18 protein-coding genes are annotated in these 24,649 nt (G+C 50.4%); 7 read left to right on the top strand and 11 right to left on the bottom strand.

The features are described 5' to 3' along the window. Positions 1-15: 15 nt before the first annotated feature. The 3 genes from ispE to purM are packed head-to-tail and all read right to left on the bottom strand — an operon-like array spanning position 16 to position 2,889. On the bottom strand, positions 16-966 hold the full coding sequence (gene ispE / locus H6G21_RS08950; RefSeq protein ID WP_190572840.1) for a 4-(cytidine 5'-diphospho)-2-C-methyl-D-erythritol kinase: 951 nt from the start codon (positions 964-966) through the stop codon (positions 16-18). After that, positions 963-1,856 carry a 16S rRNA (adenine(1518)-N(6)/adenine(1519)-N(6))-dimethyltransferase RsmA gene (gene rsmA, locus H6G21_RS08945; RefSeq protein ID WP_190572838.1) on the bottom strand — a complete coding sequence of 298 codons (894 nt, stop codon included), beginning with the start codon at positions 1,854-1,856 and terminating at the stop codon, positions 963-965. Before rsmA ends, ispE begins: the two co-directional genes overlap by 4 nt. A 4-nt stretch (positions 1,857-1,860) precedes the next feature. Then, positions 1,861-2,889, bottom strand: coding sequence for a phosphoribosylformylglycinamidine cyclo-ligase (gene purM, locus H6G21_RS08940; protein WP_190572836.1), 1,029 nt, complete (start codon positions 2,887-2,889; stop codon positions 1,861-1,863). A gap of 438 nt (positions 2,890-3,327) precedes the next feature. Between purM and H6G21_RS08935 the strand changes: the two genes are divergently transcribed. Beyond that, positions 3,328-4,434, top strand: a complete 1,107-nt coding sequence (locus H6G21_RS08935; RefSeq protein WP_190572835.1) for a septal ring lytic transglycosylase RlpA family protein — start codon at positions 3,328-3,330, stop codon at positions 4,432-4,434. 465 nt (positions 4,435-4,899) lie between these two features. On the opposite strand, the gene H6G21_RS08930 is transcribed toward H6G21_RS08935, so the two are convergent. The 4 genes from H6G21_RS08930 to H6G21_RS08915 all read right to left on the bottom strand — a co-directional run bounded on the left by H6G21_RS08930 (position 4,900) and on the right by H6G21_RS08915 (position 9,915). Further along, positions 4,900-6,126 (bottom strand): class I SAM-dependent methyltransferase, encoded by a 1,227-nt coding sequence (locus H6G21_RS08930; RefSeq protein ID WP_190572834.1) that lies wholly within the window; start codon positions 6,124-6,126, stop codon positions 4,900-4,902. 546 nt (positions 6,127-6,672) lie between these two features. Then, positions 6,673-6,891 carry a hypothetical protein gene (locus H6G21_RS08925; RefSeq protein ID WP_190572833.1) on the bottom strand — a complete coding sequence of 73 codons (219 nt, stop codon included), beginning with the start codon at positions 6,889-6,891 and terminating at the stop codon, positions 6,673-6,675. Positions 6,892-7,684: 793 nt separating this feature from the next. Further along, positions 7,685-8,869, bottom strand: a complete 1,185-nt coding sequence (locus H6G21_RS08920; protein WP_190572832.1) for an NAD(P)H-quinone oxidoreductase subunit H — start codon at positions 8,867-8,869, stop codon at positions 7,685-7,687. A gap of 164 nt (positions 8,870-9,033) precedes the next feature. Then, complete coding sequence (locus H6G21_RS08915; RefSeq protein ID WP_190572831.1) at positions 9,034-9,915, bottom strand: HAMP domain-containing sensor histidine kinase; 882 nt, start codon at positions 9,913-9,915, stop codon at positions 9,034-9,036. Positions 9,916-10,383: 468 nt separating this feature from the next. Here H6G21_RS08915 and H6G21_RS08910 point away from each other — a divergent pair, with 468 nt between their 5' ends. Together H6G21_RS08910 and H6G21_RS08905 are read left to right on the top strand one after the other, a co-directional pair. Continuing rightward, the gene (locus tag H6G21_RS08910; RefSeq protein ID WP_190572830.1) at positions 10,384-10,929 is read left to right on the top strand and encodes an NADPH-dependent FMN reductase; all 546 of its coding nucleotides are present in this window, start codon (positions 10,384-10,386) and stop codon (positions 10,927-10,929) included. Between the two features lie 143 nt (positions 10,930-11,072). Next, complete coding sequence (locus tag H6G21_RS08905; protein ID WP_190572829.1) at positions 11,073-12,917, top strand: M3 family metallopeptidase; 1,845 nt, start codon at positions 11,073-11,075, stop codon at positions 12,915-12,917. Between the two features lie 59 nt (positions 12,918-12,976). Here the strand turns inward: H6G21_RS08905 and H6G21_RS08900 are convergent, their stop codons facing one another. The 4 genes from H6G21_RS08900 to tig form a co-directional block, all read right to left on the bottom strand. Beyond that, entirely contained in the window at positions 12,977-13,870 is an 894-nt protein-coding gene (locus H6G21_RS08900) for an alpha/beta hydrolase (protein ID WP_190572828.1), read from the bottom strand. 176 nt (positions 13,871-14,046) lie between these two features. Continuing rightward, positions 14,047-15,393: an ATP-dependent protease ATP-binding subunit ClpX gene (gene clpX, locus H6G21_RS08895; protein ID WP_190572827.1), complete on the bottom strand. Its 1,347-nt coding sequence runs from the start codon at positions 15,391-15,393 to the stop codon at positions 14,047-14,049. 77 nt (positions 15,394-15,470) lie between these two features. After that, on the bottom strand, positions 15,471-16,154 hold the full coding sequence (gene clpP, locus H6G21_RS08890; protein ID WP_190572825.1) for an ATP-dependent Clp endopeptidase proteolytic subunit ClpP: 684 nt from the start codon (positions 16,152-16,154) through the stop codon (positions 15,471-15,473). Positions 16,155-16,355: 201 nt separating this feature from the next. Further along, positions 16,356-17,756 (bottom strand): trigger factor, encoded by a 1,401-nt coding sequence (tig, locus tag H6G21_RS08885; RefSeq protein ID WP_190572822.1) that lies wholly within the window; start codon positions 17,754-17,756, stop codon positions 16,356-16,358. 690 nt (positions 17,757-18,446) lie between these two features. Here tig and H6G21_RS08880 point away from each other — a divergent pair. The 4 genes from H6G21_RS08880 (at position 18,447) to H6G21_RS08865 (ending at position 24,648) form a co-directional block, all read left to right on the top strand. Then, positions 18,447-19,481, top strand: a complete 1,035-nt coding sequence (locus H6G21_RS08880; protein ID WP_190572820.1) for an aspartate-semialdehyde dehydrogenase — start codon at positions 18,447-18,449, stop codon at positions 19,479-19,481. A 214-nt stretch (positions 19,482-19,695) separates the two neighbouring features. Beyond that, positions 19,696-20,580, top strand: coding sequence for a 4-hydroxy-tetrahydrodipicolinate synthase (gene dapA, locus H6G21_RS08875; protein ID WP_190572818.1), 885 nt, complete (start codon positions 19,696-19,698; stop codon positions 20,578-20,580). 530 nt (positions 20,581-21,110) lie between these two features. Then, positions 21,111-22,895, top strand: a complete 1,785-nt coding sequence (locus tag H6G21_RS08870; protein ID WP_190572816.1) for a ribonuclease J — start codon at positions 21,111-21,113, stop codon at positions 22,893-22,895. Between the two features lie 604 nt (positions 22,896-23,499). Continuing rightward, positions 23,500-24,648, top strand: a complete 1,149-nt coding sequence (locus H6G21_RS08865) for an NAD-dependent epimerase/dehydratase family protein (protein WP_190572814.1) — start codon at positions 23,500-23,502, stop codon at positions 24,646-24,648. The last annotated feature ends 1 nt before the right edge of the window (position 24,649 follow it).

The following is a 24,649-nucleotide window of genomic DNA, read 5'->3' as shown; positions in this document are numbered from 1 at the left end:
ATTCCCCGTACAACATTACGTTGCAGCCAAACGAACACCCGATTGGTTAAATTGCGTCACCCACAGTTCCAATTCTTCATCGGGAACCGCCGATCGCATCTTAGAACAAATCGTCTCCGCTGCTGCCTCGGATTCCGCTAAGGCAAAGACCGTCGAACCGGAACCCGACATCATTGTGCCCAGACAGCCAATTTCCGCAAAACGATCGCGCAAAGCTTGCACCTGGGGATATTCTGGCAGTACTACCTTTTCCAAATCGTTGTAGAGCAACCGCCCGATCGCCTTCCCATCTTTGTGGGCGATCGCCTGCATCATTTCCCCGGACTGCATGGCCCGCTTGCGACCATCCAGCGCTTCGGGACTCTCGGGATAGGTGTGGCCAAAATTGGCGCGGAAGGTTTTGTACGCCCAGGGGGTTGATACTGGCAAATCACGATACTTCGCCAACACCACATAAATATTGCCGAGGTCAGGTAATGGATCGAGCACTTCTCCCCGCCCCGTCGCGATCGCGGTGCCACCGGAAACACAGAAGGGAATATCTGACCCCAGCATAGACGCCAAATCCTGCAACTCCGATTGCGTCAGCCCTAAATTCCACAGCAGGTCAATCCCCACCAGCACCGCCGCACAGTCCGCCGATCCCCCCGCTAATCCAGCCCCCATGGGAATGCGCTTTTGGATCGCGATCGCCACCCCCCCATGTTTAGCCGCCGCTTCGGGAAAATTGCGCCGCATCAAATCCGCTGCTTTCCAGGCCAAATTTGTTTCATCCACGGGCACATCGGGCTGATCACAGGTGATCTGAATCTCCTGGCCACGAATTTCCTGCACCGTTACCGTATCGGCCAGACCAATACTTTGCAGCACCATGACTAGCTCATGGAACCCGTCGGCTCGGCTACCCACAATACCTAAATAGAGATTAATTTTTGCGGGTGCAATGAGTGTGTAAGACCGTGTCATGCTTCCGAGCCTCCCTCTATCCTGTTTGCCATACTTGCGCTGTCCGATCGCTCACTGTTCAAGATCTCATTTCCCGATCGCGCCAATAATCGATCGCTCAAATTGACCCAATCCGCCACACTGAGATCCTCCGCCCGCACCTGGGGATTGAGGGATAGGGACGCTAATACCCCATTCAGATCATCGGGTTCAATTAAACTCTTCAGGTTATTCCGCAACATCTTGCGCCGACTGGCAAACCCTAGCTTCAAAATCGTCTCTAAATGCTTAGGACTTTGGGCTGGTTGCGCGATCGGACGGGGCTTAATCCGAATTACCGCAGAATCGACCTTAGGTGGCGGCTGAAATGCTTGTGCAGGGACATCAAAGAGAAACTCACAATCCGCTAAATATTGCACCCGAACTGATAGCGCACCATAGTTGTGATTGCCTGCCTTGGCACAGATCCGCAAAGCCACTTCCTTCTGAACTAGGAGCACGATCGACTCAAAGGGCTGGGGATTCGGTTCTGCAATGCGTCCTAGCAATTTCTCAAGAATCGGCCCAGTGATGTTGTACGGAATGTTCGCAACAACTTTGTTAGGGTTTTGAAACGGTTCAAAGGGTTGTAATAACTGCGATAACTCTAGGGATAGGAAATCACCTTGCAGCAACAAAAAATTGTCAATTTTTCCCAACTTCTTCCCCAGCAAGTCACACAGATCACGATCGATTTCCACCGAAACTACAGACTGTGCCGCTTGCAATAACGGTCGCGTTAGGATTCCCGTTCCTGGCCCAATTTCCAGAACCCGATCGGTTTCCTTTAACTCCGCTGCGGCAACAATTTTGCTCAGTGCTTTTTCACTTTTCAGCCAGTGTTGTCCAAACTGTTTGCGCGTTTTGACCATCGGGCTACTCCGGCAACCCCAGCAACTCGCCATTCCCCGCAACCACTTCCCCAATACGATAGGCAGCGATGTCTTGGGCTTGGAAAAAGTCCAGACTGGCTTGAGCCCGATCGGCAGGAACCAGTACCACTAATCCGATTCCCATATTAAAGGTATTAAACATATTAATAGGTGAGACCTGACCCACCTCGGCCAACCACTGGAAGATCGGCAACACTTCCCAGGATGTCGGATCCAGCTTCACCGTTTGACCAGCGCCCAAACAGCGGGGCAAATTCTCGGGAAGTCCGCCCCCAGTAATATGCGCTAGCCCATGAATCTCGAGGCCCGCTTTCATGGCTTCGCGCACAGGTTTGACATAGAGCTGTGTCGGAGTCAACAGCGTTTCCCCTAGGGTTTTGCCGCCCAGTGCCGCTGGAGCCTCGTCCCAACCCAAGCCCTGGTCAGCAATAATTTTCCGCACGAGGCTAAATCCATTACTGTGCACACCACTGCTGGCCAGCCCGATCGCCACATCCCCCAGTTGCACTTGGGAACCATCCAGGATCCGACTTTTTTCCACAATTCCTACGCAGAATCCAGCTAGGTCATACTCACCGGCTTGGTAGAATCCCGGCATCTCCGCCGTTTCCCCCCCCAGCAGCGCACAGCCGGACAATTCGCAGCCCTTAGCAATGCCCTCTACAACCTGCGCCAACTGGGCGGGTTCCAAATGTCCAGTGGCTAAATAGTCCAGAAAGAATAGCGGTTCCGCCCCACAGCACAGCACGTCATTAACGCACATCGCCACCAAATCAATACCCACCGTGTCGTGGCGATCGAGTTGGTGGGCCAACTTCAGCTTGGTGCCCACTCCATCCGTTCCCGACACCAAAACCGGCTCGGAATATCCCTTCGGCAGATCGAAGAGGCCGCTAAATCCGCCCAACCGCCCCAGCACTTCCGGGCGGTAGGTTCGCTCCACCGTTTGGGTGATGCGCTTGACAAAATCGCGCCCTGCTTCAACATCTACACCAGCCGATCGATAGTCCATAGGAATTACTCATCGGAAACACCGCAAAGGTCATTTTACCCCTATGCCATCCTTCCGCAGTTCAATCCGAGTTCAATTTGCTGGATTCACACCCCCCGTCTAGGATTTCTGAATTTCATATAAAGTTTTCATGAAGTTCCCGTTCGACTTTTTTCTTAAAAAAGAGTCATCTTGTTTACAGGAAACGCATTTTAGGGAATTATGTTTTATGAAGCTTAGGTAAAGTTTTCTGGCTTCCGTATAGTTGCTAGATACAAAGACCCAAAACTTCATGTTAGTCTGTTGCAGTTCCGAACTCAGAGATGAACGCGGATTGAGTACGAGTTATGCGTCATTTTATGCATCAACCACAATTCCACGCGAGCTACTTCCAGCGAAGTAGGCCGCGATCGTGGTTGTCGTGCTCCGTCCAGAGTGCTTCTTCACACTAAGGACAGTATGAACAACTCAATTTCTGGCAGTTTAGCCGGCCTGTTAATTTTTTCGACAGTCGTCGGTGTTGCTGCAAAACCTCAAGCTGGTCTGGCTCAACCCAAAAGTGTGAGCCTCGAAGAGAAGCTAGCTAAAGTAGCGGATCCTTCACCAGCATCAGTTCCCAGCTCTACTCAAGAAGTAGTCAAGGTTGGTGAACAACAAAATCCAAGCCGTAAGGCACTTCGCAACGAAGCCGTTGCGAAAATCTACTCCCACGAACTCTCTGGAAAACAAGCTGCGACGCTGTACGTTCGCAACATTCCAGTTCTGACTTTCGTCGGTTCCCAACCCACAGAATCTGATGGCATCAAAATGGGTGCAGTGCAGGTTGAGGAATTTGGCTCTACCGGAAAAACAAAAGCTGTTTCGACCAATGCAAGAGGGCTTGCAGACAGCGAATCGACAGAAGTTTCTGAACAATCGAATCCCACGGATCCCTTAGGTCGAGCGAGTGCGATCGCGGCTCAGATTAATGCACTCTACCAACAGGGCATCGAGGCTAACAAAATTTCCGTGAAGTGGAAAGCCGCTCAGAAGGGTGCAAGTGCGGCGACCCCAACGGAACCGGGCAAGTTCATTGTCACCGCTGACAATCTGGAACTCGTCGCCCTGGATACTCAAACTATCTCCCCCGATAGTCAGCGCGACAAGGAGCTAGATGCTTTACAAGTCGCCAATCGTCTACGCCGACTATTTGGAGAAGCGACACCCATTAGTCAAGCCGAAGGGAAGCCTGCCCGTCTGTCTGTGGCAGAAGTGGCCCTGGGTAATGTAGTTGGAACCATTCAAGGCTGGGCTTCCTGGTATGGCCCTGGGTTCGACGGTAATTACACCGCGAGTGGTGAAATTTTCAATCAAGAAGCCATGACGGCTGCCCATCCCTCTTTGCCCATGGGGACTCGGGTGCGGGTGACAAACCAAGATACCGGTCGATCGGTGGTTGTACGAATCAACGATCGTGGCCCGTTCCACGGTGGACGTATCCTTGATTTATCAGCAGGTGCGGCTCGTCTGATTGGCGTGATGGATTCTGGAGTTGCGCCAGTGCGTTTGGATATTCTAGGCCGCTAGTCTACGCCCAACGCCTTGCAATCAGTGACTTGTAATCAGTGACTTGTAATCCAATCTCACTGACCGATGAGGAGTTCGAGCGATTAAGTTCCATTCCTCTCAACCATCAATTGAATACTGCTGAACTAAAGAGGTCTTAATTAAATAGGTCTTAACTAAATAGAGGTCAACGAAATATTTTCGGCTTGATTGACAACTGAATAATCAGCCATTAAATCACTAACAATTGAATATTCAAAGTTCGCTAGTGACAGTGAACCTTTTCGTGGGATTTTTCAGGGATACCGAATTCGGTATCCCTTTTTAATTGTGGGTTAATTGTGGGTTGATTATAGGGGCTGTCTGATTTTGGGATTTTTGGGATGCTAGGTCTATGTGTTGCTAGGTCTAATAGGCATTGCATCGCGGGGAACCAAGATGGCTGCACGGAGGAAGGCGACGATCGAACGATCTATCCGTCTTCAGCTAAAACATGCGATCGGGAATAGTGAATCCCGTTAATGCCTGTTGCTTTTCAGCCTCGGCTAGCCCCTTAGACTGCACTAAGACGCCAAAGTTCCCCAAACCCATTGGATTAATTAGAGAATGGAGCGCATCTCGCCGTTGTAGAAGGGCATTAATCTCCGGGGGGGCTTCCGCTGTAGAGTGACTCAGACTGGCAATGCGATCGCCCAAACCCAAGGCCATCAAAAACATCGCCTGCTGGGTCACGCCCACGGTTTGTAAGCCTGACTGCTGCCCTTGCAGTTCCAATGCGGTGAAGTTGACATGGGCGGTAATATCTTGCATTCCGACATGCTGATAGGGGTCGTTGTGATGGCTATGTTGGTAGTAGCATTGCAACGTGCCCTGCGATCGCACACGGCTATAGTAACGGCTAGCGGGATAACCATAGTCGATCGTCAGGACGTACCCTCGCTGTAACCCAGCCGCTACGGCTTGCATCCAATCCAAGGCCAGCAAATTCACCTCACTGCGATACCCGTCGGCATAATCTGGCGCAGTGAGATTAATGCCAAGGCGATCGAAATAATTCACTAATGCCGGGATAGAGGGCCGATCGACGATTTCAATGAACTGGGTTCCATTCCAGCCCACATAGATTTCCTGAAGTTGTCCCGCCTGGATCTGAATTTGGTGGACGGGAAAGGCATCAATCAGTTCATTGGAAAAAAAACAACCCACGATCGGAGCCTCGGCCAATGCCTCCAAGTTAGTCCACCGAATGGCTAACCCCTGGTCAATCCAAGGCATCAATTGCCGCTTCTGAGCCGCAATTAAGGTGGCCACTTTTTCCACCAAGCAATATTGCAGAGATCGGGCACAGTCGGGATAGTGCTGAGTCAGGTACCGCAGAACATCAGAGGCTAATAAACCTTGACCTGCTCCCATTTCCACCAGAGTAAAGGGTTGCGGTTGACCTAAAATCTCCCACATTTGAACAAACTGCTCTGCCAGCATCTCCCCAAAATCTGCACCTAGATGGGGGGAGGTGAAAAAATCACCCGTTGCACCAATCTTGGAAGCACGCCTTACGTAGTAGCCCTGGTCTGGTTGGTAGAGCGCTAATTCCATAAACTCAGCAAACGTCAACCGCGATCGTTGCTGGATTTGGTCAACGATCAACCGGATTAGCTCTGGGTTGCCAGGATCGGAGATAGGTGGATTAGATAAACTCACATCAAGGGCCATGGCAGGTTTAGCCTGATTTTTGTCTGGGAATCTTGCAATTGGAAATTTCAAAAAGGAGCCTGACTCGACCTGGGTTGAAGATTCGGTGGAAGATTCGACAACCCTATCTTTCTACAATCAGACTTTTCTCTATAATCCGATTTCTATAATCCAACGTTGACCTATGACGCTGGCCTATAAGCAAACTCTTGCAGATGCAAAATCATGAAGACTTGCTTCCACAAGAGTGAACGGAGCTATTCGTCATGGGTGATTTGCGATCACACAAGGTGAACTCAACGATCGTTGCTGAAAATTGTTTTCCAGATTACAACTTTCATTTGCTCAATGAGACCATAATGCAATTTTCGAATGCGTTAACTTCTGGCAATAGCTTCTTTCTAGCCGCAACTTCCTTCTAGCAGCAGCTTCACAGTCAATCTTTAAATCAAACGTAGCGTTCAATTTGAAACGAACCCAGATCTCAGTGTTGCTACGTTTCATCCAGTTAACTCACAAACGATCCTTGCATCCAATTGAGATCACTAGCCCACGAATGCTCGACTTCTACACCGTTGCTAGTTCCTTGCCTTCAGCTGCCTTGTCAGGTTGTGCAAAGCTCTCAGTGTCGAATGCCACTAAGAACTCGGAACCGGGTTTTGTGCTCCGCAGAACTTTTAAGTAAGCATCTGCATCGTTCCGACGGCGAAAGCGACTCACAGGGATGCGTTGTTCAGCCGAGATTTGATAGATAACCCAAGGAGTCAATTGCGCTTGGTACTTCATAAGTTCTCTCTGTGTAGGGTGGGAAAGTGAACGCAATTTTGCACGGGAAAAAAGCTGACGAAATCGCCAATCCATGGCAGCACAAGAAATCACTGTCAAAGCGACAGTATGCTGTTTGATCGAATATGGAAATCAGCGTAAGTCAGTGGAATGCAGATTGAAATGCGCAAATGAGCGAAATCAACAGACAAAACCGGGCAGAAAAGAAAGATGCCCTCTGCGAATCCATTCCCTGTCAACCCATAGAAAAATCAATCCTGCGAGAGAAATTTCAATGTTTTAACTCGCGTTGACAGAAGATTATTTTTACCATGCAGGATTTGATTAAAACGCAATATTGGGGTTTGCGCAAGGAGTATTTTCGTACCACAACCAAGTTGGCAACAATTCCAAGGTAATACCCCGGTCAAATGTCTAAAGTTTTACCAAGTTAAGTAACGGGATCGCCGATATTTCTCCGGTTATATTGAAGTTTTGTGGGGGCCTACCCAAGCATGATGGTAGTGATCGAGGTATCAATAGATACCCCGTGGGCCAAGGACTTGACCATCTCGGACAGGGGATCAGAAAAGTAGCGTCATCCCTTCTATAAAGACAAAAAAGAGAGTCTTGTGAACTCTCTTTGCCACAACCTATTCACAACGTAATTAGCCGAGCTAGATTATCCGATCGAATAAAGTGAGCTCGACTTGAAAATGGGATCTCTAAGATCTCAACATTCAACGTTCGAGCACACTCCACCAACTCAGATGGGTCGGGGATCAACAATCCATCTACTCAATTATCGATCGACTTATCGATCGACCGATCCCATGACCACATCCACACTACCCAGAATCACAAACAAGTCCGCCACTTTAGTGCCTTGCACCAACTTGGGATAGACCTGCAAGTTATTGAAGTCAGCAGCCCGGATTTTCCAGCGCCAGGGGAACATATTGTCGTCACCCATGATGAAGATGCCCATCTCCCCCCGACCCGCTTCTAGGCGCACGTAATGCTCACCCTTGGGGATTTTGAAGGTGGGGGCTACTTTCTTGGCAACGTATTGATAGTCAAAGCCTCCCCACTCGGATTTAGGGCCTTCTACCATACGCTTGGCTTCCAGGTTCTCGTAGGAGCCACCGGGCAGTCCTGCGATCGCCTGCCGAATGATTTTGAGGGATTCGCGCATTTCCTGCATCCGCACCACGTAGCGGGCATAGCAATCCCCTTCCGTTGCCCAGGCAATCTCCCAATCAAAGTCGTCGTAGCACTCGTAGTGATCGACTTTGCGCAGATCCCATTTCACACCAGAGGCCCGGAGCATGGGGCCAGAGCAGCTATAGTTAATGGCATCTTCGCGGGAGAGTACGCCTACCCCTTCCAACCGCCGCCGGAAGATGGGGTTATTGGTGATGAGGCGTTCGTATTCATCGATGACGGGCGTGAAGTAGTCGCAGAAGTCGATACACTTTTCGACCCAGCCGTAGGGGAGATCTGCCGCCAAACCACCGACCCGGAAGTAGTTATTGTTGACCATGCGGTAGCCTGTAGCGGCTTCAAACAGGTCAAGAATCATTTCCCGATCGCGCAAAGTATAAAAGAAGGGTGTCTGTGCCCCAATATCTGCCACGAATGGCCCTAACCAGAGCAGGTGATTCACCAGTCGGCATAGCTCCAGCATGATGACGCGAATGTAGCTAGCCCGCTTGGGAACGGTAATCCCTGCTAACTTTTCCACCGCGTTCACCGTCACCGCTTCGTTGAACATGCCGCCGTAGTAATCCCAACGGCTGACATAGGGCACGTACATGATGGTCGTGCGGTTTTCAGCAATCTTCTCCATGCCGCGATGGAGGTAGCCTAGGACGGGTTCGCAGTCAATAACATTTTCGCCATCGAGGGTGACCACCAACCGAAAACACCCGTGGGTGGCTGGGTGGTGTGGCCCCATGTTCACCACCATGGGTTCGGTTTTGGTTTCGATCATTGGCATGACTGAACTTCTCCCCGTGTCTCGTGAAATGCGAGTAGGATACGCAAAAGTACCCATTGCTCTATTATACGGACTGGAATCCCGAAGTATTTGCGCTGGAATACAAGATCGAAATTTGAATTTCTAAGCGGAGAAATAGGTTAGACCCAATTCTATGGCATGGGTTAGGGGGATGCTAAGGGCAGCCGACAGAGGAGGGTCGGCCGATCGGTTTCCTGCACAATCTCTACGCTGGCTTGATTCGCGGCCAGTAGTTCCTTGGCGATGAGGAGCCGTAAAGCGGGCGAAAATTGGGGGAGAAGTCTGGGATCGGAGGGGAGGGACTGGAGCTCGGGAAATTCAGGCTTGGGAGAGTTGAGCACTGCGATCGCCCCATCCCAATCCGCTGGAGATCGATCGTCTTGAAGTCGGATGCAAGCCTGTTGTCCGATGACTTGTAGATCCACATAGATTTGACCTTCCTGCATGATGGTTAAGGGAATGTCTACCAAGATGGTCAACGCTTGTTGTAGACAGGCCCGATCGCCATAGATCAAAATCGTGTCTTCTAGTTCTGGAAAATAAACACGGAGGTTACGATTTTGGGCCTGTAGGTGGGTGCAGTAGGCAATCTCTTGCAGTAGTAAATCAAGATCGATCGCTTCCGGTTTCAATGATCGAGATCCCCACTGCACCTTGGAGACATCAATGACCTCATCCAGTAGCTCGACCAATTTGAGGGCAGCGCTGTGGGCCATTGCAACATATTCCCGCTCTTCTTCAGGACTGTCGCAGAGATCCGCTTGGATCATTTGCAGACTGCTAATGAGGCCATTTAACGGCGATCGCAACTCATGGGAGGTACGCGCCAAAAAGCTAGCCTTAAATTGGGCTAGCTCGATCGCGGCCCAAGATTCTAGGGCTGTGGGTTCGGGAATTGAATTGGGATTGGATAGCAACTGAATACCTTCCGGCTGGGTAATCGATTGAGACGCGAGTGAAGGGGTGGCAGGATTGCCGAATACCGCCAGGGTTCGATCGCTCAGCCTAGACCTACACCCCCTCAATATTACCGCCAGATTCCAGCTTGCACATCTGCTCGTTAATGTCGCTGCCCCTCCCCCTCTACCCACCGACCCCTTCCCCCTTTCCCCTGGAATTTGATTTGTACACAGACCCCTAAAGGCTCAGGCGAACTTAAGTTGATGGGTCAGTTGATGGGTCTTGATGCGTCTCCCCTGGGATGCGCTTGACGAGATCGGCGTGTTCTTGCTATCTTAAGCGTAGTCGAAATGACTTCGAGTTAATACCTGTTTAAGTAATTGATTGCCTTGATGGCAGTCCGGGTTGGAGGGTCTCCATGAAAAACATCCTGCATCGTCCTTGGATTCAATCGACTTGCCAAGCCTTCAAAGAGGCGCTCGATCGCAGCAACGCCGCTGTGGAAGAAGGGCGTCGTCTGACGGGTTGGCGCTAACGTCAAATAATGCTGACAATGCTGAATTGATCGTGTGAAAGTTTATTGGGTGAAAGCAATGAAAATGGTTGCCATAGGTGGCAGTTTGCGACCTGACTCCCACAGTTATCAAGCCTTGATGCAAGCGGTCGATCGGGTGCGAGCCTTCGGCATTGAAGTCACGGTTTTAGATCTGCGGGAAATGAATTTACCGTTCTGTAACGGGGGCAAAACCTATCCCGATTATCCCGATGTCACCACATTACGGGACACGGTGAAGGCTGCCGATGGGCTAATTTTAGCCACCCCGGAGTATCACGGTAGTGTCAGCGGTGTCATGAAAAATGCCCTCGATCTGCTGAGCTTTGAAGAGCTGTCGGGCAAGGTGACGGGACTGATTAGTGTCCTGGGTGGGCAATCCAACAGCAATGCCTTGAATGATCTACGCTTGATTATGCGGTGGGTGCACGCATGGGTCATTCCGGAACAAGTCGCGATCGGTCAAGCTTGGCAAGCCTTTACGCCGGAGGGCCAACTGGTGGATGCGGCGCTAAATCAGCGGTTTGACCAATTTGTCCAAAGCTTGGTCGATCACACGCAGAAGATTCGTGGTGTCGCACCATAACCGTTTTAGGCTGCGTTAGGGTTAGGCTGCGTTAGGCTGTTCCATTTCGCTGGTCTAGATGCTTGGCCGCGGATGCCCGAGTTGTGCTCAACTCATTTCGTTTCAGTTCAACAAGTTGCAATTTCATAGCCACGGTAAAATCTATGCTCGATCGCCCCTCTTCCTGCTTTGCCTCAGAAACCCTTCAGGCCCAATTGTCGGCGTTGGCAGAGGCACCCACCTGGGACTTATCGGACTTGTATAAAGACTTTCAGGATCCGGCACTGGAAGCGGACTTACAAGCGCTCAGTCACCAAGCGAGCGATTTTCGGCAAACCTATCGCGGACGGGTTCACACCCTAACAGCAGCAGAAATTGCAACTTGTTTGGGCATCTTGGAGGCGATCGCTGAACGGACAGGATATCTCTATGCATTTCCGTCCTTGATCTTTTCGGCGGATACCCAGGATACCGAGGCAAAGCAGTACGTTGACAAGATGATGGAAGCCTATACGCAAATCCAGAACCAGTTACTCTTTTTTGATTTGGAGTTGAAAAAGCTGGATCCCACTGTCTTTGCAGCCTTAGAAGCAGCCCCGGAATTGCAACCCTACCGACATTATTTAGCGCAGATTGTTAAATATCGCCCCTACACATTGTCGGAGGAAGTCGAGCAAACCCGTAACCAAGATAGCTTGACTGGACGGGAAGCCTTTATCCAACTGCGATCGGTGCATTTAGGTGAACAAACATATACCCCTGTGACCACACCGGATGGCCGCACGGCTGATACAGAAGCAGCACTGGGGGCGTTAGCGTTCCACCCCGATCGGGAGATTCGCACCCAAGCCTATTTATCAATTCGCCAGGTGATGCAGCAACACAACTCGCTGTATGCCTACATTCTTAATACGGTGGCCCAGGATCACAAGTTGGAAAATCAGATGCGGGGCTATGCCTCCACCCTGGAAAAACAACTTCTGGCCGATGAAGTCTCAGAACCCGTGTTTCGCGCCATTATGGACGGCACCCGCGATCGGTTCGACCTTTTTCAGCGTTACTACCGCCTGAAAAACCAAGCCCTCGGCCAAAAAATCCGCACTGCCGATCTCTATGCGCCTTGGACAACAGATGACACCGCCCTACCTGCCATTTCCTACAAAGATGGCGTAGATACCCTGCTCAAAGCCTTGGAACAGTTCGATGTCAACTATGCCCGTCGCGCGGAGGAATTCTTTATCCGTAATTGGGTGGACGCGAAGGTGCGTCCTGGTAAGCGAGGTGGTGCATTCTGCTGGTACGTCCATGGCAAACACAGCTACCTGCTGCAATCCTACACGGATGACTACAATTCCCTATTTACCCTAGCCCACGAAATGGGGCATGGTTTGCATTTTGCTTGGATTGGCGATCGGCAATCCTATTTCAATAGCAATCCCCCGATGGTCTCTGCAGAGATTGCCTCGACGTTCAACGAGCTGTTGTTGTTAGATTATCTACTGAAACAGGCAGAGGGTGATAAAACGTTGACAAAAGCGTTAATTACTCGCCAATTGGAAGACCAGCTCAATCTCCTCTTCCGCCAAAGCACGATTAGTCGGTTGGAGTTGGCCGTCCACGATCGAGCCGCCCAGGGCAGTTTTAACAGTCAGTTTGTCAACGATACCTGGATGCAACTGTATGGAGAATTAGGCGGAGACGCGATCGCAATTCTGCCAGAGCACCAATACGATTGGGCCAGAATTGGCCATATCTACTTCAAACCGTTCTACTGCTATCAATACACCGCGTCGAATATTGTCAGTTTGGCCTGCTACCAGAAGTACCGCGAAATGGGCAAAGATTTCCTTCCGGGCTACCTGGAGTTACTGTCCGTAGGCGGCAGTTTGGATCAGGTGGAAGCCCTCCGCAAGTATGTCGGAGTCGATCTGGAGGACACCGCTACGATTCGGGGGGCACTCTCCTATGTGGAAACCTTGTTAGATCAACTCCAAGCCACGCTGGGATAAATTCTCTGGGTGCAACGATTCTGGGTGTAACGATTCTGGATGTAACGATTCTGGAACGGCTATCCCCGATCGCCCACGGGAATCGGTTGAATGACGGATTCCACCCCAAGAAACGATCGTACCAACGCTAAATACCCTTCCGGATCCTCCAGCATGGGGAAGTGCCCAACCTGAGGCATCATCTGATGGAGGATCCTTGGATTAAGAGCCGCGGCCTTTTGACCTAAGGTGGGCGGAATAATCCGATCGTGTTGCCCTGAAATCAGCAGGGTGGGGATAGACAGATCCGTAAAATGCTGGGGCAATGTGTCAATGGCGTGCTGACTGACCGCATCCAAGAGTGTGCCCATGGCGGCGGCTTCCGAAGCGTTGAGATAATCCTCTAAAAAAGCTTGGCGATCGCGCTTGCCAATAGGCCGATGCAAAAAGCGCTGCATCAGTAAGCGATCCATTTCAGGTAACTGATACAACCAGCGGGGCCGAAATTTGACGACCCATTGTCCAAACCGATAAAAGGCGGCAAACGCCCGTTCGTCATATTCAAAAATTCCACCACAGGTTAAGATTGCCCGATCGACCTGGATGGCGGATTGTTGGATAGCTGATTGCTGGAGAAAATACACCGCGATCGAAGTCCCCATGGAATGGGCAATCACAGTGGCCGTGTCAACCTGAAGGGCTTGCAGTAACTGCACCAGATCTTCCCCATAGGCATCTAGCGTATAGCGATCGTGGGGATTCTGCGGAGATAACTGCGATCGGGCGAAACCCCGTAAGTCGTACAGTAAACAGTCAAAATTCTGGGCTAGTGCCTGTGCCGTTGATTCCCAATAACGAGCCGAGCCGCCCCAACCATGGATAAACACTAAAACAGGGCGGTGAGTCCGTTGCTGTCCCACTGCCGTGATCCATTCGTAATAGTGCGGACAGTGGCGAATTGTAATAAACGGCATGGAGCTGCACCCTCGATCGAAAAATCCCCCGTCTTCAAGTTACCAGGAACTCAAAACGAGGGACTCATTTGTAAACTTTCTATGGCTCACTTCCCATGATGGCTTACGTCCCATGGCTCACTTCTGTTGCTGAAGCATAGTTGGGAATCTCGCCAGCAATTAAGCTTCGCCAGCAATTAAGCGGATTCGGGTTTGGGTAAGGAAGAGGGATGAACGAGTAACTCAGCGGTCGATCGTTTTTCCACCATGTCGCGGGTAATCACACAGCGCGAAACATCCTTTCGGGATGGCAACTCGTACATGATATCCAGCATCAGTTCCTCCACAATGCTGCGGAGTGCGCGCGCGCCGGTTTTGCGGCGGTTGGCTTCCTGGGCGATCGCCCGAACCGCATCCGATCGGAACTCCAACTGCACATTGTCCATTTTCATCAGCTTTTGATACTGCTTCACCAAAGCATTTTTCGGCTCCGTCAGAATCGCGGCCAGCGCATCTTCATCTAGCGGATCCAGCGTCGCCGACACGGGAATCCGTCCAATAAACTCCGGGATCATGCCAAATTTGACAATGTCGTCGGCTTCCATATTTTTCAGAACATCCGCCGTTCGCTTGTCCCGGCTTAGGCTTTCGCCCGTGGTTTGGATAAAGCCCATGGACTTTTTGCCAATCCGCTGTTCGACAATTTTCTCCAGTCCAACAAATGCGCCACCACAGATAAACAGAATATTGCTGGTGTCAATCTGGATACAGTCTTGATAGGGATGCTTCCGTCCCCCTTGGGGCGGAACGTTGGCGATCGTGCCCTCCAGCATTTTCAGCAATGCCTGCTGTACCCCTTCCCCAGAAACGTCACGGGTAATGGAAGGATTTTCACTCTTACGGGCAATTTTATCGATCTCATCGATATAGATAATGCCGCGTTGGGCTTCCTCCACATCAAGGTCTGCCACTTGTAAGAGTCGCAACAGAATGTTTTCCACATCCTCACCGACATAGCCTGCTTCCGTCAGTGTGGTAGCATCGGCGACCGCGAAGGGCACATCCAAAATTGCCGCTAAGGTCTGAGCTAAGAGCGTTTTGCCTGACCCAGTGGGGCCAATCAACAAAATATTGGACTTTTGTAGCTCTACCAAATCTTCAGTCTTACCCCCCTCAGCCTTCGACTCGGCATAACTCAGGCGCTTGTAGTGGTTATAGACAGCCACCGAGAGCACCTTCTTAGCCTCGTCCTGTCCCACGACGTGCTCATCAAGATATTTCTTGATTTCCCGGGGCTTAGGAATTTGGCCTAGGCTAATGGGAGACGTCCGGGTGCGTCGTTTTTCCGCAGGTTGATCCCGACGCGGCACGGGTTGGGGGGTAGAACCACTGTCAAACAGCTCCTCATCCAGAATCTCATTGCAGAGATCCACACACTCATCGCAAATGTAAACACCGGGGCCTGCTATGAGCTTCCGCACTTGCTCCTGGGACTTGCCACAGAAAGAGCATTTGAGATGGGAGTCATAATTTTTCGGCGGCATAGACGTTTAAACCTCGTGCAGCGATCGGTTCGAAATGGGCCTCAATACCAACGGTTAGGCAGGACAGACGCTAAAAGTTAGGAAGCGACAGCAAGAGATTCAGCCCCGACACGATCTTGGCGATAAATCACCTTATCAATCAGGCCATACTCCTGTGCTTCTTCCGCAGACATAAAGAAGTCTCGTTCCGTATCAGCAGCAATTCGCTCTAGGGACTGTCCTGTGTGGGACGCTAACAAACGATTCAAAGTATCTTTGTGATAAAGGATTTCCCGGGCCATGATTTCAATGTCTACGGCTTGCCCCTGGGCACCCCCTAGGGGCTGGTGAATCATGATTCGGGAACTCGGAAGCGACATCCGCTTACCCTTGGTTCCTCCCGACAGGAGAAACGCACCCATGCTGGCGGCTAATCCAAAACAAATGGTCGCTACATCACAGCGCACTTGCTGCATGGTATCGTAAATCCCCATGCCAGCGGTGATCGATCCACCTGGAGAGTTGATATACAGCTGAATATCTTTATCCGGATCCTCAGCTTCCAAAAAGAGCATCTGGGCAATGATAGAGTCCGCGATCGTATCGTTGACATCCGTTCCCAAAAAGATAATACGTTCCCGTAAAAGCCGAGAGTAGATATCGAAGGCGCGTTCGCCTCGTCCAGACTGCTCAACCACCATGGGAACAACCGTTGACGCCGAAATCACGTCATGACGACAAGTACTCGTAAGCCCGTAGCCGGAGGATTGAGAGATCACCATAGCGGTTTAAACCGTTGCAGTCCTTGATTTTAAGCGTTCTTGCTCACATTATGCCTTAAGTCGCCAAGGTCTGTCGGGGTTTTCCAGGGATTCATTGGCGATTTCCGAAAATCTACGGAAAGATCAAATCCGTGGGAGTTGATCTTTGCTCCAAAAGATTAAGACTGGATAGCTTTATCTCTATCCAGTCCGAGGGTTGACCTATTCTACGACTTCGGTAGCGACCTCAATGGCCTCTGAATCATCTTCAGCGGTCTCGTCGTCCTGACTTTCTAAGGTTCCTTCAGGTACTAACTCAACCGTGTTATTGGCTTCGAGCCAAGCAATGATTTGCTCCTTTAGCAAATCTTCTGATAGGACTGAGCGGAGGCGATCGGGATCAATATCCTGACCTTGTAAGGCTTCCATGGTTTCTTTGAACTTGCTGTTGAGTTCAGCCTCATCCACTTTGAGTTCTTGCTGCTTGGCCACTTCGCCGAGGGCGAGGGTGCGCTTCAGGCGATCGATGGCTTCTTCACGGGACCGCTCCTTCAGCATGGCGATCGTGTCTTCGTTGAACAGCTTCCGCACATCCATTCCCTGTTGCTGAAGCTGCATGGCGGTTTGCGTGATCATGTAATTGAGTTCCCGCTCCACCAGAGTTTCCGGCAAATCCACCTCAACTTGAGTCAGCAGGGCATTGATCAGTGCAGTTTCTTTATTCTGCTTAGTCTTGGCGTCGGCCTCTTCTTGGTAGCGAGTTTCCAGATTTTCTCGCAGGGCCGCGATCGTTTCAAATTCGTCTTCGCTCAATTCTTTGGCGAAGTCATCATCTAATTCCGGCAGTTCCCGTCCCTTGAGTTCCTTCAAGGTCATGGAAAACTTCGCGGGCCGCCCCTGCAATTCTTCGCTGAAGTAATCTTCGGGAAACTGAACTTCTACTTCTTTGGTTTCGCCGACTTTCATACCGATCAGCCCTGCAACAAAGCCGGGCACAAAGCGATCTTCTTCCATATCCAGTTGGAAGTTATCAGCTTTGCCACCGGGGACATCCACTTCTTCAGCCCCCTCCGCATCAGGAGTATAGCGACCATGGTAGTCAACCACCGCCACATCTCCCAGTTGCGCCCCCCGATCTTCCACGGGAACCAAAGTTGCCAGTTGCTTTTGATAGCCTTCCAGGGTGGTTGCAACCCGATCGGGATCCGCCTTAATTTCTTCCGCCTGTACGGTCAAGCCGGTATATTGCTTCAGGGTTACTTCGGGCTGTACGTCTACTGAGGCTTTAAAGGTCAGCGGAGTACCAGGTTCATAGCTTTCCACCAACCCTGTGAAGTCAGACTTGAGTTGGAAATTCCCCAGCGAATCAATTTTTTCCTGCTTGAGGGCATCCTTCAAAGCAGTATCAATCAAATCTTCTAAGGCCGTGGCTTTAATTCCCATAGCCCCAAACCGCTGAAGCACCACCTGCCGGGGAACCTTGCCTTTGCGGAACCCAGGGATATTGGCTTGGCGCATGAACTTTTGAATGGTCGCCTCGTAGGCTTTCTTGGTCATTTCCGCCGGGATCTCAATCTCCAAGCCAATTTGGCTGGCGGGTAGCTTTTCCTGGGTTACTTTCATCGCGTGTAAAAACTCTAGATTCACTGCTTCGCAGTAAGCTATACTAACTCATTGGTGTGCGCGATCGTTCACTTACTCTGTGGATTTTTGCGACAAATTAATTCGAAATCGATCACAAAATTTGTGCTGGGTGATCCGGAAAGTTCGATAGAATTCAGAAAACTCAATTGAATAGTAAGTATAATTACTGGCCTAGGAGCTTTTAACTTCACATTGCTGGAAGTTCAACCTATGGGTTCCTGAAGCTATGGGTTTCTGAAGCATTAGAGCAATACCTGAGCATTGGAAAAGAGCTGAGGAGAAGAACTGGCTGCACCTGAAAGAGGTATCAAGTAAGGGGCAAGAATGAATCTCGTGAGGGAGTCCTTTGGTCGTGCAATTCTTGATAATGATCCGATGCGGTCCTGTGAAACTCTCCTCGGGAGGCTTATGTTAAGGACGATCGCAAAACTTAAGGAGTATAGAGATTTCCCCTTGAGGTCAGTTGTTCAATTATTTTTTAGAGTCAGTAATTAGATTGGTAATATTCGGTAAGAAGGGCTTGGGTCAAGATTGTAATCAGTTGATTCTAGGCTCACTGGATTTTAGACTCACTGGATTTTTGAGATTCCTCACTATTTTTGAGATTAATAGTCAGGGTTTGAGATTAAAAGTTTTCCCTAGAAACGGTTCGATTGTAGGAGGTTCGGTTTGAGTCAGTCGTATCGCGTCGCCATCCTAGGCGCGACAGGTGCAGTGGGAACAGAGCTTCTGGCCCTGTTGGAGGAGCGGCAGTTTCCCATCTCGGAATTAAAATTGCTGGCATCTCCCCGCTCTGCAGGAGTGACTTTACCTTTTCAAGGTCAAAATATTTTAGTTGAAGCCGTCAATGAGGACTCCTTTAAGGGAGTTGACATTGTTCTTGCCTCTGCCGGGGCTTCCATTTCCAAAGCTTGGGTCGATCGCATTGTCGAAGCAGGCGCAGTCATGATCGACAATTCCAGTGCCTTTCGCATGGTACCCGAGATTCCTTTAGTTGTGCCGGAGGTGAATCCTGAGGCGGCTAGGAACCACAGGGGCGTGATTGCTAACCCCAACTGCACCACGATTCTCATGTCCGTGGCGATTTACCCCCTCCATCAGGTGCAGCCCATCCGGCGGATTGTTGCAGCCACCTACCAGTCCGCGAGTGGTGCGGGCGCGCGGGCCATGGAAGAGGTTAGAGTCCAATCCCAGGCTATCCTTAATGGAGAAACTCCCACCCCAGAAATTTTGCCTTACCCCTTAGCCTTCAATTTGTTCCCCCATAACTCAAAGTTGGGCGACAACGGCTACTGCGAAGAAGAAATGAAAATGGTCAACGAGACCCGCAAAATCTTTGGTGCGTCTGACCTGCGGATTACAGCGACCTGTGTGCGAGTTCCGGTGCTCCGTGCCCACTCTGAGGCACTGAACCTGGAGTTCGATCGCCCCTTCGATGTGGAAAAAGCCCGCGAATTAGTCCGTCAGGCTCCCGGAGTTGAACTGGTAGAAGACTGGGAGAAGAATTATTTCCCGATGCCGATGGATGCTAGTGGGAAAGATGATGTCCTTGTTGGCCGGATTCGTCAGGACATTTCCAATCCAAATGGTTTAGAAGTATGGCTCTGCGGGGATCAAATTCGCAAAGGTGCCGCCCTCAATGCCGTGCAAATTGCCGAGTTGCTCGTGGAGAAAAGTTGGTTGAAACCGGCTGTTGCTGCTTAAGGGGACAAGTGGACTCAATGGCAAATTTTGTCAGGATTAATGCAGAGACCTCATTGATGAATGACCTAAGGGCTGGATTAGGTCAGACTGCGGGTTGTTTTTGAAAGGGGCCAAGGCTCCATGGATGCATCCCCCTAGGATGACTGTAGGGAACTCACGGCAAATAACTCACGGCAAATAACTCACGGCAAATAACAAGGAGTGAAATTCGGGTGTGGTGAATTTTGGACGGATCTTGACAGCAATGATTACCCCCTTTGATACAGAGGGGCGGGTCGATTATGCGATCGCAGAGAAACTCGCAATCCATCTAGCGGACAACGGTAGTGACACGCTAGTTGTCTGCGGAACGACGGGGGAATCCCCGACCTTGAGTTGGGATGAGGAGTTCGAGCTATTTCGAGTGATTCAATCTGCAGTGGCCGGTAAAGCTAAGGTCATGGCAGGCACGGGATCCAACTCCACGCAGGAGGCGATCGCGGCTACCCAAAAAGCCCAAGCCTTGGGGTTGGATGGATCGCTGCAAGTGGTTCCCTACTACAACAAGCCCCCACAGGATGGGTTGTATCAGCATTTTCGAGCGATCGCTGAGGCGGCTCCAGACTTGCCCATCATGCTGTACAACGTTCCAGGACGTACCAGTCAAAATTTGTTGCCGGAAACTGTGGCCCGTCTAGCCGAAATTTCCAATATTGTTGCTATAAAGGAGGCAAGTGGGAATCTTGATCAAGTTAGTCAAGTTCGGCGGTTAACTCCCCCAGAGTTTTTGATTTACTCCGGGGATGATTCGCTCACGTTGCCGATTTTGGCAGTGGGGGGATGCGGAGTAGTTAGTGTGGCCAGTCATGTCGCGGGTAATCAGTTGCAACAAATGATCCAAGCATTTGAGCGAGGCAACACTACGGTGGCAAGAGACTTGCATATTCAGCTTTTACCGCTATGTAAAGCCCTCTTTCTAACCACGAATCCAATCCTTGTGAAAGCTGCCATGCGATTAATGGGCTGGGAAGTAGGATCCTGTCGTCTCCCCTTGGGTGAAGCTCCTGAGTCACTCGTTACAGAGTTAAAACAAGTGCTGCATGATCTGCATCTTCTCTAAGGGATGGCTACCGCTCCATGACGGTGACCTCTCAACCTTGAATAATCAATCCACCAATGCTGGCGGATGAGAAACGAACCCGCATTGAACCCATTCAAGCTCTGGTGGAAAAAGTTTTGACAATTGAATAACTTGCCGATGAATGTCTGCAAAACAGTCAATGTCTGCAAAACAGTCACCGAATCTCACTTGCTTATGCCTAATTTCACGATCGTCCTTATGTCCTATCACTGCTTGAACACCCCGAATTCCTATCATGCGATTCCTTTGCGACCGACAGGTTAGATCGTTGGGTTCAGCCTCCTCTGCATTCAGGCTGATGGCTTCCCTCGTTCAACCATTTGCCAGGATGGGGAGCCAGACGGCTTGAGACTGCGCCGATGAGCCTCGATAACGGTGGGCGCAATCTCTGAGCCAACAGCCTCAGATCTGCCTTCTCCCAGCACCATGGTGAATGCTCGTTCTCAGTGGATGCTCACTCTAAAGTTTCATATTTCTAATTTTTTACTGTACTGAACAACCCAAAATCCATGTCTAAAACGAACGAAGAAGTCCTCAAAGTGATTCCCCTCGGTGGTTTGCACGAAATTGGCAAAAACACCTGCGTCTTTGAATACGGAGATGAAATTTTACTCCTAGATGCCGGGTTGGCCTTCCCAACCGATGGAATGCACGGGGTCAATATTGTGCTGCCTGATATGACTTATCTGCGGGAAAATCAGCACAAGATCAAGGGAATGATTATTACCCACGGCCACGAAGACCACATTGGGGGGATTCCCTTTCACCTCAAACAAATTAATATCCCTGTCATGTACGGGCCTCGGCTCGCCCTCGCCCTGCTAGAAGGGAAGTTACAGGAAGCGGGCGTAGCCGATCGCACCGAACTGCGTCCTGTGGGTCCTCGGGATTTCATCCGAATTGGATCGTACTTCTTAGTGGAATTCATTCGGAATACCCATTCCATTGCGGATAGTTTCTCCATCGCCCTGCACACGCCCGTGGGGGTGGTGATTCACACGGGTGACTTCAAGTTCGATCACACCCCTGTGGATGGGGAATGCTTCGATCTGCAACGGTTGGCTGAGTATGGTGAAAAGGGTGTGCATTGCTTAATTAGCGACTCAACCAACTCAGAAGTCCCAGGGTTTACACCTTCGGAACGGGCGGTATTCCCGAACTTGGAAAAAGTCTACATGCAAGCCCAGGGACGGTTGATCATTACGACCTTTGCGTCTTCCGTTCACCGCGTCAACATGATTTTGGAGTTGGCGGAGAAGTATGGCCGATCGGTGGCAGTCTTAGGGCGATCGATGTTGAACGTGATTGCCCATGCCCGCACCTTGGGGTATATCAAGTGCAAGGATGATACCTTGGTGCCGCTGAATATGGCCTCCAAAATGCCTGATAACAAACTGGTGATTTTAACCACGGGCTCCCAGGGCGAACCCATGTCTGCCCTAACCCGAATCGCCAATCAGGAACACCGCCAAATTAAAGTGCGGCAAGGCGATACCGTTGTTTTCTCAGCGAATCCGATTCCGGGTAACACGATCGCCGTGGTCAATACGATCGACAAGCTGATGATGCAGGGTGCCAAGGTGGTTTACGGAAAAGAGGCGGGAATCCACGTTTCCGGCCACGCCTGCCAAGAAGACCAAAAACTGATGTTAGCCCTGACCAAGCCCCGCTTTTTCCTACCCGTCCATGGTGAGCACCGGATGTTGGTCAAGCACTCCCAAACGGCACAGTCCATGGGGATACCTGCGGAAAATATGGTCATCATTGATAACGGTGATACTGTTGAACTGACCAAGGATGCCATTCGTAAGGGCGATCGGGTACCAGCGGGGATTGAGTTAATGGATACCTCTCGATCGGGTGTTGTCGATGACAAAGTTTTGAAGGAGCGGCAACACTTGGCAGGGGATGGTGTGGTCACCGTGGCGGCTACCGTCAATTGGAACGGCAAACTGATGACCAAGCCGGAAGTCCACCTACGGGGTGTGGTCACCACCTTAAGCCGCGAAATTTTACAGGCTAAAATCCAAAACAGCATCGAGCATGTTCTGGGCGATCGCTGGAGTGAGTATGCTCGACCCATTAAGGACGGGGGCAAATTGGATATTGACTGGGTGGGCTTGCAATACCACGTCGAACGGGAAGTCCAGCGAACCCTACGTCGTGAAGTCCAAAGCAGTCCGTTGCTCGTCTTCTTGATGCAAACGCCCGATACCCCCCAGGATGATCCGATCGGGGCTCCCACCAAAACTCGAGCGACTCGCCAACGGGTCACCGCCAAAGTTGCTTCTTAGGGAACAGGCTGACCTCGATGCAAGGCTAACCTGGGTGAAAGGTTCACGATTACTGGGCTGCCTTGAGTCCAGTTTGCGAGGTTTGGATTAGCCAAGATTATGTTTTAGGGCATTGGAATCTAATTTTTTGATTAGACTTCAATGCCTTTTCTGTCATCACCCTTTTCTGTAAGCAACAGTGATGTGCAAAATGATAGGGGATGGCTCAGTGCCAAAATCTCGTTGGTGAGTGAATTTTCGAGTGAATTCGATGTACAGTAATCTGCTGGTGAATCGGCGCTTGGCGGAGTTCCCCACCTTGTGTTAGACAAGTTCTTTGTTAGACAAGTCTTGGTAGCTGTATCTGTGTTGGTATCTGCGTTTATCCGTTCGCGTTTTCCTGGTCGTACTCTCGATCGATGAGGCTGGATAATCTATCCTTCAAACCTCTTAAAACGAGGAATTTTTAAACCGTGGTTAGAGGGTTTCTTAACCCTCTTAAATTGACCTTTACCCCTTTTTTGAGATCCGTTTTTTTCCTGAGTTTTCCCCCTCATTTGCCATGGCTAAAGATCCCCAAACCTGGTAGATTTGGCAAAAGTATCAGCAAGCAAGACAAAACGCGATGAAAGTCTTAGTTATTGGTGGCGACGGCTATTGTGGATGGGCAACCGCTCTGTATCTCTCCAATCAAGGTCATGAAGTTGGAATCCTCGATAGCTTGATCCGACGACATTGGGATAACGAACTGCAAATTGATACGCTCACCCCGATCGCACCGATTCAACAACGCATCCAACGCTGGAAAGATATCACTGGCAAAACCATTGATTTGTACATTGGTGACATCTGCAACTACGACTTTCTGATTAAATCCCTCCTTGACTTTCAGCCAGAGGCTATTGTCCACTTTGGTGAACAACGTTCGGCTCCCTTCTCTATGATCGATCGGGAACATGCCGTATTGACTCAAAGCAACAACGTCATCGGCAACCTGAATATTCTTTACGCCATTAAAGAACACTTCCCCGATTGCCACCTGGTTAAGTTAGGCACCATGGGTGAGTATGGCACTCCCAACATCGACATTGAAGAGGGCTACATCACGATCGAACACAACGGTCGCAAAGATACCCTGCCCTATCCCAAGCAACCCGGATCGTTCTACCACCTCAGCAAAGTTCACGATTCCCACAACATTCACTTTGCTTGCCGTGTATGGGGACTCCGGGCCACGGACTTGAACCAAGGCGTCGTCTATGGCGTGTTAACGGAAGAAACCGGCATGGACGAGTTGTTGATCAACCGTTTGGACTATGACGGCATCTATGGTACTGCCCTCAACCGCTTCTGTATCCAAGCGGCCATTGACCACCCCCTCACGGTTTATGGAAAAGGCGGCCAAACCCGTGGATTCCTAGATATTCGTGACACTGTGCGCTGTGTGGAAATCGCCATCAACAATCCAGCAGAACCTGGTGAATTCCGAGTATTCAACCAATTCACCGAACTCTTTAGCATCAGTGATTTGGCGACCATGGTGCAAAAGGCTGGCGCAACCCTGGGCTTGAAGGTGGAAATTAATCACTTGGAAAATCCTCGCGTTGAGAAAGAAGAACATTACTTCAACGCGAAGAATACGAAGTTGATCGATCTGGGCCTTCAGCCCCACTATCTTTCGGATTCGCTCCTAGATTCCCTGCTGAACTTTGCCACGAAGTACAAGCATCGGGTAGATATGAATGAAATTCTGCCCAAAGTGAAGTGGAAATAAC

The organism is Alkalinema sp. FACHB-956 (assembly GCF_014697025.1).
Classification (GTDB): Bacteria; Cyanobacteriota; Cyanobacteriia; order Leptolyngbyales; family Leptolyngbyaceae; genus Alkalinema.
This window is presented reverse-complemented; position numbering and strand designations above follow the sequence as displayed.